This window comes from Brevibacterium oceani (assembly GCF_013623835.1).
Taxonomy (GTDB): domain Bacteria; phylum Actinomycetota; class Actinomycetes; order Actinomycetales; family Brevibacteriaceae; genus Brevibacterium; species Brevibacterium oceani.
This window is the reverse complement of record NZ_JABKDE010000003.1, coordinates 234,410-248,365: the sequence shown is the minus strand read 5'-3', so window position 1 is coordinate 248,365 and position 13,956 is coordinate 234,410. Positions and strand designations below refer to the sequence as shown.

Below are 13,956 nucleotides of genomic sequence, written 5' to 3'. Positions count from 1 at the left end.
TCGACGATCGACGGAGGCCCGCTCGGGTCCGCAAACTTCACTCCGCCGCCAAGCCGAAGCACCTCCAGAACCACCTGACGGCGGCCCAGCAACTTCGCGCGAGGTTGCTGGGCCGCCGTCAGGTAGTAACTAGGAGGTGGCGAGGAGGTGGTCGAGTTTGTTGTAGCCCTCGACGATGCCGTGCTCCATGCCCGAGGCGACCATGCCGTCGCGGGATTCGACCGAATCGAAGATCGAGGTCGAGGTCAGGCGAGTCCGTCCGTCGCCGAGGTCGGTGAGCGTGAGGATTTCGAGGTTGACCGCGTCCGGGAAGCCCTCGAAGGTGAAGGTCTGGACGATGCGCTCGTTTTCCCGCACCTCGTGGAAAGAACCGAAGAAGCCGTACTCGCCGTTGCCGTCGGTCGAGACATAGCTCCAGTTCCCGCCGGTGGTCGCGTCCCACTCGCGGATCGTGTTCGTGATCGTGTCCGGCCCGCACCACTTGACGAAGAGTTCCGGGTCGGTGTGGGCCCGGAATACCTGATCGGGGGTGGCCGCGAAGTCGCGGGTGATCGAGACGGTCTGCACCCCCTCGGGGACGTCGAGCTTGAGCGTCGAATAGTCGGCTGCGGTATCGGTGGTGGTCATGTCATGCTCCCTTGCGTGATCTTCCATGGGTTAACTGGGGTGAATCGTCTTCGGGTCCCCGCACCGAGGCGGCGCCCGGGTCCGAATCGTCCGTTACCTCGTCCGCGTCCATCTGTGCGAGGACGGAATCGAGGCGTTGGTAGCGTTCCTCTGCCTGCTGGCGGTACCTTTCGATCCATTTCGTCATCAGATCGAACACATTGTCTTCGAGGTGGACCGGTCTGCGTTGGGCGTCGCGGGTGCGGGAGACCAGTCCGGAGTCCTCTAACACCTTGAGATGTTTCGACACGGCCTGCAGGCTCACCTGGTAGGGTTCGGCGAGCTCGTTCACCGTCGCATCGGCGAGACTGAGCCGGGCCACCATGTCACGTCTGGTCGGATCGGCCAGCGCCGCGAAGACCTTGGACAGCTGATCGGCCATGAAGCCTCCTGCACATCGAAACTCATATTCAACCAATTGGTTGATCGCAACGATACGCCGACGTCGAAGTCTTATTCAACCATTATGGTGAATAAAATTTCCGTTGCGGACTATCCGCGTCCTCACCTGAGGTGATGCTCTCAAGCACGTCTCAACCTCGGCGGATGACGACCGATTTCGAACCGATGAATTCCCGCGGAGAACGATTCCGAGCGTGAAGTTTGTCGTATGGTCTCAATAGCGGCGAGCCGCAGGTGCATCGAACCGATGCGCGAGCGTCGTCGTCGGCTGGTGAATGGGACGAAGAAGTCTGGAGACGATGATGCCCACCCTGCGACAGCAGCTGTTTCGGACCAAACCGGTCCCAAGGCAGAAGGAAGACGTCGAGACCGACCTCAAGCGCACGATCGGCGTCTTCTCGCTGACGATGGTCGGCGTCGGGTCGACGATCGGCACCGGCATCTTCTTCATCCTCTCCGAGTCCGTGCCCGTGGCGGGGCCGGCCGTGATCTGGTCGTTCGTCATCGCCGGCGTCGTCGCCGGCCTCGCGGTCATCTGCTATGCCGAGCTCGCCGGGTCCGTCCCCGTCTCCGGCTCCTCGTACTCCTACGCCTATGCCACGCTCGGCGAGCTGCCGGCGATGGGTGTGGCCGCCTGCCTCCTCCTCGAATACGGGGTCGCCGGTGCCGCGGTCGCCGTCGGCTGGTCTCAGTACGTCAACCAGCTGCTGTTCAACCTCTTCGGCTTCCAGATCCCGCACGCCCTGGCCTACGCTCCCGAGGAGGGCGGCATCGTCAACCTGCCGGCGATCCTCCTCCTCGCGATGTGCTGCTTCCTGCTGGTGCGCGGCACCGGCGAATCCATCGTCGTCAACGCGATCATGGTGTGCCTGAAGATCGGCGTCCTCATCTTCTTCATCTGCGTCGGCGTGACCGGCTGGGACTCGAACAACTTCGCCGATTTCGCACCCTTCGGCATCTCCGGCGTCGTCGCCGGCTCCGGTCTGATCTTCTTCAGCTACGTCGGCATGGACGCCGTGGCCACCGCCGGCGATGAGACGAAAAACCCGAAGAAGACGATGCCCAGAGCCCTCATCGCCGCCCTCATCATCGTCACCTCCGTCTACGTCCTCGTCGCCGTCGCCGCCCTGTCGGCCCAGCCGTGGGAGAAGTTCGAAGGCCAGACGGCCGGCCTGTCCGCCATCCTCGAGTCCATCGTCGGCTCCCAGTGGCCCGGCACGATCGTCGCCGCCGGCGCCGTGATCTCGATCTTCTCCGTCACCCTGGTCTCCATCTACGGCCAATCGCGCATCCTGTTCACGATGGCCGGCGACGGAATGATGCCCAAGCTCTTCCGCGAGGTCAATCCGCGCACACTCACCCCGGTCAAGGGCACGATCGCCGTGAGCCTCGTCGTCGCGATCCTCGCCGGGTTCATCCCACTGAACTTCCTCGCCGAGATGACCTCGATCGGCACCCTCGTCGCCTTCGTCGTTGTGTCCTTGGCCGTGATCATCCTCCGCGTGCGCGAACCGAACCTCGAGCGCGGCTTCAAGGTCCCGTTCTATCCCATCCTGCCGGTCCTGTCGATCATCGGCTGCTTCTGGATCATCTCGAGCCTGCAGCTGATCACCATCGTCGTCTTCGTCATCTGGACCGCCTTCATCCTCGGCCTCTACTTCGTCTTCGGCCGCAAGTCTTCCGTCCTCGGCAAGCAGCTCGCCGAGGCGGGGCCCAGTGGGGTCGGGCGTGCTCCCGGGGTTGGGAGCAGTGATTCTGCTCAGCCGCCCGGTTCCGACTCCACCGATTCCGGCCCCACCGATTCCGACTCCACAGGAGGAGAGAAATGAGCATCGTCGTCGGCATCGCACCAGGTCAGGACAACCGAGCCGCCATCGAGCTCGGCATCGTCCTCGCCCGCACCTACGAGCGCCGGATCGTCGCGACCGCCGTCGACTCCTCCGCCTTCCCGATGGCCCCCGTGCACTTCGAGGGCCAGTACGCGAAGAGATTCCGGAAGATCGCCGAGGCGGCCCTCGATGAAGCGCGTGAGCTCATTCCCGCAGACCTCGAGTCCGAGATCGTGCTGCACGAATCCCGTTCATCGCGCCGCGGGCTGCTCGAGATGTGCGAGAAGGCTGAGGCCTATCGTCTCGTCGTCGGTCCGGCCGCCGATGGCGGTCAGGGTCGGATCGGCCTCGGGTCGGTCTCGAACGGACTTCTCCACAGTGCACGCCTGCCCGTGGCGCTGGCCCCAGCCGGTTTCACCGCACCCGAGGCGGCGCGGCTGAAGCGGATCACGGCCGCGTATTCGGGGTCGTCCACCTCGGCGGACCTCATCCTCGGCGCGGCCATGGTCTCGGCGCAGTCGGATGTGCCGTTCCGCATCGCATCGTTTGCCCCGCGCTCGCGGGTGGTCGCGTCCGCGAACGTCCCCTTCGACATGGAGTCGAGCGTCATCGACGAGTGGACGAACGTCGTCCGGCGAGACACCGACAAGATCCTGTGCTCGATCGAGCAGCTGCACATCAAGCCGGGCGAGACCGATGTCGTCGTAGGCACCGGAGCGAACTGGGCCTCGGCGCTCACCGCCGTCGAGTGGGAGCACCCGGAGGTGATGATGCTCGGGTCGTCGGGACTCGGCGCACTCAAACGGGTGTCGCTGGGCAGCCATGCGATGCGCATCCTCCAGCACTCACCGGTCCCGGTCGTCGTCGTGCCCCGCCGGGCGAAGGAGAGCTATATGAACTTTGTGTGAGCTTCAATGAGGGGTTGCTGCATCCGCGGTGTGCAAGTTTCTAGAGTTTGGAATATGATATTCCAAAGCTAGTTTGGCGAAGGAGCAATCATGACAACAGTGAATCGTGCTGAGGCGCACGATCCCACGGCTCAAGGTGAACACGGCAAGTGTCCGTTGTCCGCCGAAGTGAAGGCAAAGCTTAAGAGCGTCAGCACAGCGACGCTGACTACGCAGATGTTCAAACGCGGGTACCGCAACGTCTACCTTGATGGTGTCTCCGAGTACGTGTCATCCGGTGAGCGAATGGTCGGTACTGCCTTCACGATGCGGTGCATCCCCTCCAGGGAGGACCTCGACGATCTATCCGTCTATGACGACTACGACCATCCTCAGCGCCGTGGCGTGGAAAGCGTAGATGCCGGAGAGGTGCTCATTATCGATGCCCGAGGTCGTACCGAAGCGGCCGCGCTCGGGCACATCCTCGCTACTAGGCTCAAAGTGCGCGGAGCCGAAGGCATTGTCACCGATGGGGCCATCCGAGACTCCGGTGACTTCCGGGAGCTGGATCTGCCGATTTTCGTAGCAGGGAAGTCCCCTGTAACGAATCTGCTCATCCACCATGTCCTCGAGACCCAGACGCCTATCGGGTGTGGTGAGGTCCCAGTCTATCCGGGTGATGTCCTCGTTGGTGACACAGACGGCGTGGTCTGCCTGCCTCGCCATCTCGCCGCCGAAGTCGCCGCTGACGCCTTCGACCAGGAGAAACTCGAACAGTTCATACTTAGCAAGGTCGAACAGGGAAGTCCTTTGCGCGACACCTACCCAGCTGGGCCTCAGTTGCGGGAGGAGTACGAGCGACTCGGCAACCGGGAGGAGCAACACTAAGGGATACGACGGTTGGATCCGTTCCTGGAATTGGTCCTTCTGGCTGCCGCCGTATTCGTTGGTGCGGTGCTCCAGGGGGTGCTGGGCTTCGGCATCGGAGTGGTGAGCATCCCCGTCATGCTAATTCTGCATTCTGAGCTTGTGCCTGCCGTTCCTCTGCTGATATCGCTTCCCATCATCGCTCTATCGCTGATGCGAGAGCGTCATCATGTCGACACTTCGTCGTTTCTATGGTTGACAGCTGGTCGCCTTCCGGGGACGCTCGCCGCGACCGCGTTCCTGGCAGTGTTGCCTGAATTCGGAGTACGAATTCTCGCCGCGGGCATTCTTGCCGTGGTGGCCGTGCTCATGCTGACTTCGAGGGGCGCCCCTGTATTCAGGAAGGTCTCGGGTTCGCGACGCCTCGGCATAGGATCGCTTTCCGGTTTCATGGCGACCTCCTGCGGAGTGGGCGGTCCACTCCTCGCACTGGCCTTCCGCGGCTCCAAGCCAAGTACCATGCGCGGCACTATCAACGCCACGACTTTGATCGGGGCTGTCATCTCGTTGTTGGGAATCCTCCTTGCCGGGAGGCTGGACAATTCGATTCTCATGACCGCAGGTCTGCTTCTCGTTCCCGCCCTGCTCGGCCTGGTGATGAGTCGATCTCTCGACCGTCATCTGCGCAGTGAGCACATTAGTCTGATCGTCACGCTCTCGATCCTTGCCTGCTGCCTGTTCGTTCTGGTTCAGCTCGGCGTCGAGTGGATCGGACTTCTGAAGTAGCAGTAACTTGCGGCGGTCTGGTGATCGCTTGGAGTCGGCCACAGCGACTTGCTCCCCCGCAACTCAGGCGCTGCGCGGTTTCAGCGGTGGGCCTATCCAGGCGAAGATATGCTTTTCGAGCATTTTGGCGGCCTCTTCCAGCTGCCCGGCGGCTACGGAATCGAGGATCACCTCATGCCCCACATGATCGGTCTCGGCTCGGTCGTCGTCGTTCCAGATGACCGACGCGGTGGCTAGTGCCGTCAGATCCTGGAGTCCGTCCAGTGAGGTGACGATATACGGGTTCGTGCATTGAGAGTACAACGCATGATGGAAGTCCCGGTTCGCCAGTGCCGCGCCAGCACCGTCCTCGTTGGTGCGAGCCTGTGTCGCGTTCGTCAACGCCGCCCGTGCTGCAACGATTGCCTCGGAAGTGATTTCGGAGTGAAGGACCGCCCAGGGCTCGAGCAATGCTCGTTGCTGAAAGATATGGAACACATCATCCCGAGTCAGTGAAGCAACCTTCATCCGGCGTGTCGGTGTGGTCGTCACAAGGCCAGTGTGTTGCAGCAGCAGCAGAGCCTCTCGGACGGGGGTCTTGGACACACCGAGTTCCTCGGCGATGCGCCGATCAACCAGAGTGTCTTCCGGTTGGAAGTGTCCGGAGATTATGTGCTGTCTGATTGTCTGGGCGATCGTTTCTGACCTGTTTTTGACATCGGGCAGCGGAGTGAGGGCGGTGGTCACATCTCCTCCAATGACTCGGGTGTGTGAACGTGGGTGACGACTATGTCGGGTGATCGTTGAGGGCTCCAGGATATCGCGTGACTACAAGTAGAGCGCCAGCCGCAGGCGAGCGGTCAGTATCCGCGATCGAGGTCGATCAGCGCTTGAAGCTCTTCATCTGCGGTGAAACGACGCAGATTCTCGGCCACAAGGCGTGCGAAGCTCTGTTCCATACTGTGCTTCGGGTTGGCAATGTGCGGGGTAAGGAGCACGGTGTCGAGGTCCCACAGCGGATTGCCATCCTCAAGTGGCTCTGGGTCGAAGACGTCGAGCCCAGCCCCTGCGATCGTGCCCGATCGAAGTGCCTCAATAAGGGCATCTGTATCGAGGAGGTCACCGCGGGCAACATTGATGAGAACTCCGGGAGTGCGTCCGTCGGAATGAGAGCCCAGAGCCCTGAGTTGTTCGGCTCCGATGAGCCGATGAGTATCCTCTGTGGAAGAGCCCGCCAGGATGGCGTCGTCCGCATCGAGCAGGGCAGATTCAAGGCCATCGGCTGCTACTGTTCTGCTCGCCCCTTCCACTGGTCGTCCCGAACGGTTGACAGCAATGACACTTGCACCCAAGGTCGACAGTGCCGGAATGACTGCCCTGCCGATCGAGCCTGCCCCGATGATTGCGACTGTCCGTCCCCGCAGAGAGCGGACAGTGTTCCAGGTTTCGCTCTTTAGCCATGTCTTTGCCCTGGCGTGCACCGTGAGCTGGCGTAGTGAGCCGAGTAGGAGGGCGAGAGCGTGCTCAGCAACGTCCTCGGAATAGGCCCCCACGGCAGAGGTCCAGCGGCGGGATAAGTCGACCGTGCCGGAGGTGATCCACGGCTGTACTCCGGCCGATTTGAGCTGCACCCATTCGAGGGTCTCGGGCAGTTGGTCGGGGAACCCGCTCTGGTTCGACCCGGTCCAGATCAGTGCTCGGGCATCGGACAGGGCGACCTGGGTGGCTCCGGCCGAGCGGATGGCTTCATCGATGAGTGGTGTGGTCTCGGGCAGCACGGCGACATTGACGGTCATGGAACATCTCGTTTCAGTGGAGGTATGGACATGCAATATGATATACCATATTCTAATTGTGACCACGCACACAGCTCGGATGAGCCTCTTCAACGTCGAATGAGAAGGACAACGATGTCAGCATCCAAAGAGACGCAGCCTCACGAACTGCCAGTGAGTGAACGAGAGTCGCGTACGGTGAGCGCGCCGATCCCGAAGACGTTCTTCGGGTTCCTTTTGTCGTTCGGGCCCGGAATCGTCGTCGCGCTTTCCTGGGTCGGCACGGGCGATATGGTCGACAACTCCGTCGCAGGCGGCAACTATGGTTATGCGCTCATCTGGGTGCTACCGATCGCGCTGATCTTCCGCTTCATATTCGTCAACAATCTCGCGAAGTATCCTTTGTTCAATCTGCAAAAGGATCCCAGCTTGGTGCGCGGGCTGGCTCGCACCCATCCGGCGTTCGGGTGGGTTATCCTCATTGCATTCTTCATCTACACCCATCTGCTCATGTCGTTCACCATCAGCGGTTTGGGCACGGCCATTAACGGGTTGGTCCCCACTATTCCGGTCTTCGTAGGCTCACTCATCGGCATTGCCACGGTCGCTGTAGTTACGGTCAAGGGTGTATACACGCTGCTCGAGAACATCTTCAAGGTGATCCTCGCCGTCATGGTGCTCTGCTTCGTAGTCAGCCTCGTACTCGTCGGGATGAACTTCGGAGAACTCATCCGCGGATTCGCCTTCGAGCTGCCCCAGCAGTCGGGAATTTTCGATGCAGGACTGATCGTTGCGAGCTTGGTCCTCGCCATGGTCGGCTCAATGGCGAATCTCTTCTATCCGCAATTTATGGAGGAGAAGGGGTGGAACACACCCGCCCACCGGAAGGTACAGCGCTGGGACCTGCTCTTCGGTATCTTCGTTGTCCTCTTCCTCGGAGGATCCATCTGGGCGCTCGGAGCTGAGACCCTGCACGGCAAGGGTGGGGTGGAGACCGCGGCAGACATCGCCTCGGCGCTGGAAACCGCGATCGGCCCAATCGGTGGCATCATCTTCTACCTGGGCTTGCTCGGAGCTGCGTGGTCAACGGTGGCGAGTTCACTGTTCGCGTTGTCAAAGATGTCGGTCGAAGCTCTGCATGTGGTCACTCCGAAGCGAGCGAAGCGCTTCTCAGGGAAACCTCTGAACAAGGATCCTTACTACAAGGTGATGACCGTCTGGGGGTTGCTCGCAGTGCTATGGTCGCTTCCCCAGGCACCTGGTCTGGTCGTGCTCACTGTTGTTAACCATGTCCTCACCGCGCCGATGCTCCTCGTCATCGTCGTGGGCATGCTGCTCATGATGAACCGGAGGGACATTATGGGGATCAACAGGAACTCGTGGCTCGAGAACATCGGACTGATCATCGTCTTCGTTGCAGTTGCGATTGCCGCGGTGCAGGGATTCGCGACGCTGCCTGGAATCTTCTCTTGAGCTGTTGAGAATTCGAGCAACGGAACACGGCAGAACACACCACACCCGGAGGTCGTCTAGTTGTCATATCAGTTGGATTCAGTCGGGCCGAGCACTCTTTCATCCATTCTCGTTCCACTTCAAGGGCCTATCTCGGATGGGAAAGTGATCACAGGGCGCCAACAGCCGCTGCGGGACGTGGACCTGCTCGTTGCCGAGATCGCCAAGAATGAGGGTCCCACCGGTCTGGGTTTTACCTACAGCCTGAGGGCGGAAGGTGCGGCCCAGTACGCTTACACCAAAGAAGTTGCCGGTGTCGCAACTAGCGAGGACCCCAATGATACTGCGAAGTATTATTCTAAGGTGCTCTTGGCTGGCGTTTCGGTTGAAAGGTCCGGACTGGCCACCCAGGCTCTGGCTGCGATTGATATTGCGTCCTATGATCTCAAGTCCAAACGCGCCAACCTACCGCTGGCAAAGTTCTTGGGCTCCTACTGCGACTTAGTGCGGACATATAAGACTTCCGTTGGTTATCTCGGCTCATCCTTCGACGAGGTGAAACACGCTGCCTCACAGTCAATCGAGCGGGGAATCGGCGGGATCGAGTGCAAGGTCGGCCTGCCGGATCGTCGAAAGGACGTCAAGAAGATCGAAGCCTTTCGGGGGCGCATCGAGGAGACTCCTCGGATGGTCGACGCGAATCAGCAATGGGATAGAACTACGGCACTGCGAATGGGCAGTGTGCTCGATGCATTCGATCTGACGTGGAGTGAGGAGCCGCTCGATGCTCAGTACGGTTACTGATCTCAAGGAACTCATCACTGCAAAGGCATGTGACAGTGTGCAGCCCAATGCGCCCCGACTTGGCGGAATCAGTCAGTATCTGCAGGTGATGACGTTCGCCGATGAGGCGAGCCTCGACGTCGCTCCGCATTTCGTCATGGAGATCCACGCCCATCTGGCTGCATGCTATCCACGCGAGACGTGGGTCGAACACTTCGACTGGCTGGAGCCAATCTTCGATGAGCGACTCGAGATTAAGGATAGTCGGATGATCATTCCGGTCCGTCCCGGCCTGAGAGTCAATTTAAGCGAGCGTGCTCGGGGCTGGCCCGTCGAATCGACCGTAGTCGGAAACTGAGACACCTCGCCGACGAAATCCGGTGGCGAGAAACCAAATCAATGGAAATGAGGTATGCGATGACGCTGGATGAGATCAAGCAGAGACTGGCCGATGTGGTGGCGATCGTGCCGACACCTTTCAACTCGGAGAACGCCATCGATGCGAACGCTCACCGGTCCGTGGTCGGGCGTCTGACCGACGGCGGAATCTCCGTACTCACTGCGAACGGGAACACGAGCGAGTTCTATACCCTTACTGAGGCCGAGATACAGCAGGGAGTTACACTCACGGTCGAAGCCATGGCCGAGGGTTCACTTTTGTTGGCGGGGGTCGGTTTCGACATTGACACGGCTATAAGGCAAGCGCATTTCGCACGAGATCATGGCGCTCATGCGATTATGATCCACCAACCCGTTCACCCATACGTTTCGAGGCAAGGGTGGGTGGCATACAACCGGATCATCGCCGAGGCCGTGCCCGAGCTGGGAGTTGTACCGTATGTTCGCAACCCTCTGCTCGAAGCAACTGATTTCAATGTGCTGATCGAAGCGTGTCCGAACGTCATGGGTGTGAAGTATTCAGTTCCGGATCCCGTGCGGTTCGGCACAGTTGCCCGTGAGGTGGGGATCGAGAGGATCACCTGGATCGCCGGCCTGGCCGAACCCGCGGCCCCGGGCTATGCGGCGATGGGAGCACACGGGTTTACTTCGGGGTTGGCATCGATCGCGCCTGAACTGTCGCGTACGATGTCGGATTCCCTGCGCGAAGGAGACTTCCCCGCCGCGATGGAAATCTGGGACAGCGTTCGCGAATTCGAGCAGGTACGAGCAGAACAGGGCAGCGCAGACAATGTCAGCGCCGTCAAGGAGGCCCTGAGCCAGTTAGGACTCGGCCGCGCGGACGTTCGTCCTCCTGGGGCTCGGTTGTCACCAGAGAACAGGCAGCGGGTGGCACGGATCCTCGAGACGTGGGGTCTTCTCTGAGATCGATGGCAGAGAAGGCGAGGAGGAAGCACGAGAGGGCAGAACATGAGCGACCACACAAGGAAGATGGCCGGACACGCCATCGTCGAACAACTGGCGTACGGAGGGGTTACGCGCGTCTTCGGTGTCCCGGGAGAAAGCTATCTCGGCGTGCTCGACGGACTCTACGAGCATCGGGACTCCATCGACATGATTGTAGCCCGTCAAGAAGGCGGTGCTGCGATGATGGCCGCTGCGTCCGGCCGGATCAGCGGTCGACCAGGGGTGTGCATGGTTACTCGGGGACCAGGTGCCACGAACGCCTCGATCGGGGTCCACGTCGCCAGACAGGACGCGAGCCCGATGATCCTCTTCATAGGACAGGTGCCGCGCTACGTTGCGGGCCGTGAGGCCTTTCAAGAGATCGATTATCAGTCGATGTTCGCTCCGGTGGCCAAGGAGGTTCTCGAGATCAATAGGCCCGAACGTGCCGGCGAAATCGTCTCCCGCGCCTTGCTGACTTCGATGAGCGGAGAGCCCGGGCCAATTGTGGTCGTTCTGCCCGAGGATGTACTCACGACGGAAGTCGAGGACACGGTCTACGCGATAGAATCTCCGCCCGAGCCGGGCCCTCACCCGACTGGGCTCGCCGAAGTAGTGTCGATGCTCGAGTCCGCGGAACGCCCTATTATCGTTCTTGGCAGGCAGGCGGATCACAACGCGTGTGAGCTGTTGCAGAACTTTGCCGAACGGTCCTCCATTCCAATCGTGACGACCGTGCGCAGCCAGGACCTCATCGATAATGAATCCGCAGTCTATGCCGGGACTTTGGGCTTGAATACGACACCCGGACTGGAGCAGCGCGTCTCCCGCGCAGATGTGATTGTCTTTCTCGGTACGCGGCCGGATGCACTCTCGACGGCCAGCTTGAACTTATATTCGGACGAGTCGGCTGCAGGCAGTGTAATAGATGGCAGAATTGTCCACGTCCATCCGAGCGCCGAAGTCCTCGAGCGAGGGCATCGCGTCGACCTGCGGCTCGTCAGCTCGGCGGCACAGTTCATCGCCCAGTTACCGGTGAGCCTTGCAGTAAACACAGGCCGTCGACGGTGGTTTGCTGAAATGCGTGAATCCTGCGTAGCGGCTAGGGCTAAACTCGCTGCCGATGGCACCGCCGCGGCGAGGTTCATGCGAGTCTTTGATCAACATGTCGCCTCAGACGCCATCCTCACGGTGGGTGCCGGCAACTATACGGCCTGGGCGCAGAGGTATCGCCGATACCGGGAGCACAACACCCAGCTCGGGACCGAATCTGGTGCGATGGGATATGGGATTCCCGCAGCCATCGCCGCAGCTTTCGAATCTCAGGGCCGACCGGTAGTCGCTTTTGCCGGTGACGGCTGTCTGCTGATGAACGGTCAGGAGCTGGCGACGATAACGAGGTACGATCTTGACGTTCTCGTCATCGTTGTCAATAACGGCCGGTTCGGCACAATTCGGGAGCACCAGGAGCGCCGATATCCCGACCGGACTGTCGGTACAGACCTCGTGAATCCCGACTTCGTCCGTTTTGCTGAGTCATTCGGTGCCAGGGCTCAGAGGGTAGAAAGTCCGGATGCCTTCGGTGTAGCCCTGTCGGAGCTCTATCCGCGTCCAGGGCTGCGCCTCATTGAGGTCCGCGTCGACTGACCGTCCCCAGAACATACCGAGTTTACGCTCCCTACGACGGGCAGAGCAGATCACAGTTGCGTGTGCACCACCACTTGCAGGTGGAACAGTAGGATCGACCGAGGCAAATCCGTCAAAGCGGAAAATGGCGCGCGAACTCGCTGAGCGCCGCGCACGGAGATGAGGAAGCCGGGCGTACATTACTGTGCCAGTGAGTAAACTGGGTAAAGATCGGCGCCGAGCCGGGGAATGGGCACGGTGAGACTACAAGCTGGTGTCGAATCGACTATCACGCTCGGGCTTGCCCTCATGCACTTGATGAATGCCGCTCTTGACCAGCATTGAGCTATGAATCTGGAGACGCTGCACAAACTTGGTCGGTGCAACCGGGGCCTGTGCCTGTTCGAGAGTGCTTATGCTCGACATTTGAACGACGACGCCCTGAAGCGCGAGAACTCGTTAGCGTGGCCGCAGGTCACAACGATGTGGCCGACTGAAAGTAGAGAGGAACCGTATGGAACTGCTGCGCTTGGGGCCGCCCGAACACGAGATTCCGGTGGTCCGCGACGACGGAGTCTGCTTCGACCTTCGCCCACTGACTGACGACATCGACCCGGCATTCTTCGCCGCCGGAGGCATCGCTCGGGTGCGGGACGCACTCGACACCGGTGAGCTGGAAGAACTCGACGGAGCCGCAGAAATGCGCATCGGCGCACCGCTGACCAGGCCGTCTGCGATCGTGTGCGTGGGCATGAACTACGCCGCACATGCCAGAGAAGCTGGTGCCGAACCGCCCGAACGCCCCGTCATCTTCTTCAAGATGCCTTCGACGATCTCCGGGCCCACCGACGCGATCGAGCTGCCTCCTTCAGCCACGAAGGCCGATTGGGAGGTCGAGCTGGGAGTGGTCATCGGCGCGCGGGCCTACAGAGTCGCCTCGGCGGAGGAGGGGCTCGACCACGTCGCCGGCTACGTGCTTGCCAACGATCTGTCCGAACGTCGCCTCCAGATCGAGGAGTCCGGCGGACAGTGGTCGAAGGGCAAGAACCTGCCCGGGTTCACCCCGTTGGGGCCGTGGATCAGCCCCACCGCCGAGGTGGACCCCGGTGATCTGCGACTGCGCAGTTGGGTCAATGGTGAGGTCAGGCAGGATTCATCAACGAGCGACCTGATCTTCTCCGTCGGAGAGATCATCCATCAGCTCAGCCAGGCGATGGCCTTCGAGCCCGGTGACGTCATCCTCACCGGCACCCCGCAAGGCGTAGCGATGTCCGGAAAGTACCCATACTTGGCCGACGGCGATGTCGTCGAGGTCGAGATCGAGGGCCTCGGGCGGCACCGGCAGGTTGTCACCGTCACGGAGTGAAAGTCGTCCCTCCCGCGAATGCGGGCGGTGAATGCGACGAGCGGCGCACCGAGGCGGTGCGCCGCTCGTGTGCTCGATCGACGACAGGGTGATGACGTCAGAGCCTGGTGCTGATGAGGGTCAGCGGTTCTGGTCGAATCCACCCTGCTGGCTACCCTGTTCCTGGCCGCCCTGCTGGTAAAGCCACAGCTGCT

12 protein-coding genes and 1 pseudogene are annotated in these 13,956 nt (G+C 60.9%); 9 read left to right on the top strand and 4 right to left on the bottom strand.

The window, feature by feature from the left end; all coding sequences use genetic code 11:
* Positions 1–129: 129 nt before the first annotated feature.
* Both HK401_RS07625 and HK401_RS07620 read right to left on the bottom strand, forming a co-directional pair.
* The gene (locus HK401_RS07625; protein WP_181274069.1) at positions 130–627 is read right to left on the bottom strand and encodes an SRPBCC family protein; all 498 of its coding nucleotides are present in this window, start codon (positions 625–627) and stop codon (positions 130–132) included.
* Position 628: 1 nt separating this feature from the next.
* Entirely contained in the window at positions 629–1,048 is a 420-nt protein-coding gene (locus HK401_RS07620; RefSeq protein ID WP_181274068.1) for an ArsR/SmtB family transcription factor, read from the bottom strand.
* 322 nt (positions 1,049–1,370) lie between these two features.
* On the opposite strand from HK401_RS07620, the gene HK401_RS07615 reads away from it, so the two are divergent.
* The 4 genes from HK401_RS07615 to HK401_RS07600 all read left to right on the top strand — a co-directional run bounded on the left by HK401_RS07615 (position 1,371) and on the right by HK401_RS07600 (position 5,437).
* Entirely contained in the window at positions 1,371–2,897 is a 1,527-nt protein-coding gene (locus HK401_RS07615; protein ID WP_181274067.1) for an APC family permease, read from the top strand.
* A complete protein-coding gene (locus HK401_RS07610) occupies positions 2,894–3,805 on the top strand; it encodes a universal stress protein (protein ID WP_181274066.1) in 912 nt (303 codons plus the stop codon). Before HK401_RS07615 ends, HK401_RS07610 begins: the two co-directional genes overlap by 4 nt.
* A gap of 90 nt (positions 3,806–3,895) precedes the next feature.
* Entirely contained in the window at positions 3,896–4,672 is a 777-nt protein-coding gene (locus HK401_RS07605; protein WP_181274065.1) for a ribonuclease activity regulator RraA, read from the top strand.
* A 12-nt stretch (positions 4,673–4,684) separates the two neighbouring features.
* Positions 4,685–5,437 carry a sulfite exporter TauE/SafE family protein gene (locus tag HK401_RS07600; RefSeq protein ID WP_181274064.1) on the top strand — a complete coding sequence of 251 codons (753 nt, stop codon included), beginning with the start codon at positions 4,685–4,687 and terminating at the stop codon, positions 5,435–5,437.
* A gap of 63 nt (positions 5,438–5,500) precedes the next feature.
* On the opposite strand, the gene HK401_RS07595 is transcribed toward HK401_RS07600, so the two are convergent.
* Positions 5,501–6,163, bottom strand: coding sequence for a GntR family transcriptional regulator (locus tag HK401_RS07595; RefSeq protein ID WP_181274063.1), 663 nt, complete (start codon positions 6,161–6,163; stop codon positions 5,501–5,503).
* 113 nt (positions 6,164–6,276) lie between these two features.
* Positions 6,277–7,305, bottom strand: coding sequence for a D-isomer specific 2-hydroxyacid dehydrogenase family protein (locus HK401_RS07590; RefSeq protein ID WP_258234069.1), 1,029 nt, complete (start codon positions 7,303–7,305; stop codon positions 6,277–6,279).
* An 84-nt stretch (positions 7,306–7,389) separates the two neighbouring features.
* Between HK401_RS07590 and HK401_RS07585 the strand changes: the two genes are divergently transcribed.
* The 5 genes and pseudogenes from HK401_RS07585 (at position 7,390) to HK401_RS07565 (ending at position 13,762) form a co-directional block, all read left to right on the top strand.
* Positions 7,390–8,664 (top strand): Nramp family divalent metal transporter, encoded by a 1,275-nt coding sequence (locus HK401_RS07585; RefSeq protein ID WP_181274062.1) that lies wholly within the window; start codon positions 7,390–7,392, stop codon positions 8,662–8,664.
* Positions 8,665–8,724: 60 nt separating this feature from the next.
* Positions 8,725–9,784, top strand: a pseudogene (locus tag HK401_RS07580) (mandelate racemase/muconate lactonizing enzyme family protein).
* Positions 9,785–9,843: 59 nt separating this feature from the next.
* Positions 9,844–10,749, top strand: coding sequence for a dihydrodipicolinate synthase family protein (locus HK401_RS07575; protein WP_181274061.1), 906 nt, complete (start codon positions 9,844–9,846; stop codon positions 10,747–10,749).
* 45 nt (positions 10,750–10,794) lie between these two features.
* Complete coding sequence (locus HK401_RS07570) at positions 10,795–12,417, top strand: thiamine pyrophosphate-dependent enzyme (protein ID WP_181274060.1); 1,623 nt, start codon at positions 10,795–10,797, stop codon at positions 12,415–12,417.
* A gap of 493 nt (positions 12,418–12,910) precedes the next feature.
* Positions 12,911–13,762 carry a fumarylacetoacetate hydrolase family protein gene (locus HK401_RS07565; protein WP_181274059.1) on the top strand — a complete coding sequence of 284 codons (852 nt, stop codon included), beginning with the start codon at positions 12,911–12,913 and terminating at the stop codon, positions 13,760–13,762.
* Positions 13,763–13,956: the final 194 nt, after the last annotated feature.

Coding starts and splice junctions, on each gene's coding strand:
- HK401_RS07625 (WP_181274069.1), bottom strand. CDS start 627: ATGACCACCACCGATACCGCAGCCGACTATTCGACGCTCAAGCTCGAC.
- HK401_RS07620 (WP_181274068.1), bottom strand. CDS start 1,048: ATGGCCGATCAGCTGTCCAAGGTCTTCGCGGCGCTGGCCGATCCGACC.
- HK401_RS07615 (WP_181274067.1), top strand. CDS start 1,371: ATGCCCACCCTGCGACAGCAGCTGTTTCGGACCAAACCGGTCCCAAGG.
- HK401_RS07610 (WP_181274066.1), top strand. CDS start 2,894: ATGAGCATCGTCGTCGGCATCGCACCAGGTCAGGACAACCGAGCCGCC.
- HK401_RS07605 (WP_181274065.1), top strand. CDS start 3,896: ATGACAACAGTGAATCGTGCTGAGGCGCACGATCCCACGGCTCAAGGT.
- HK401_RS07575 (WP_181274061.1), top strand. CDS start 9,844: ATGACGCTGGATGAGATCAAGCAGAGACTGGCCGATGTGGTGGCGATC.
- HK401_RS07570 (WP_181274060.1), top strand. CDS start 10,795: ATGAGCGACCACACAAGGAAGATGGCCGGACACGCCATCGTCGAACAA.
- HK401_RS07565 (WP_181274059.1), top strand. CDS start 12,911: ATGGAACTGCTGCGCTTGGGGCCGCCCGAACACGAGATTCCGGTGGTC.